The 422-nt window shown below is 79.1% G+C and carries 1 protein-coding gene; it reads left to right on the plus strand.

The features are described 5' to 3' along the window. Positions 1-422 (plus strand): amino acid permease (locus tag GTW08_RS23180; protein WP_161152529.1); only part of this gene is annotated, 422 nt, incomplete at both ends.

Genomic DNA, 422 nt, shown 5'->3' on the forward strand with positions numbered 1-422 from the left:
CATCGGGTTCGAGGTGGCGACCTCGCTCGGGGCCGAGGCCCGGCGCCCGTTCCGGTCGGTGCCGCGAGCGGTCACGGCGACCGCGGCGGTGACCGCGGTGCTCTACGTCTTCGCGGCCGCGGTGCAGGTCGCCGGGTTCGCCGCCGTCCCGGGCGGGCTCGCCGGGCAGACCCAGCCGGTGCAGGTCCTCGCCGTCGCGCGCGGCTGGTCCTGGATCCCCCCGCTGCTCGACGCCGCCCTCGTCCTGTCCTTCCTCGCCTGCGCCGTCGCGACGACCACCGCGCTGTCGCGGGTGCTGTTCGCCCTGGCCCGCGACGGCGTCGTACCCCGCCCGCTGGGGCGCACCCACCGCCGGTTCCGCACCCCGCACGTCGCCGTCGGGCTCGGGGCACCCGCGGCGACGCTCGCGGTCGCCGTCCCGG

Source organism: Pseudonocardia sp. SID8383, assembly GCF_009864975.1.
GTDB classification, from domain to species: domain Bacteria; phylum Actinomycetota; class Actinomycetes; order Mycobacteriales; family Pseudonocardiaceae; genus Pseudonocardia; species Pseudonocardia alni.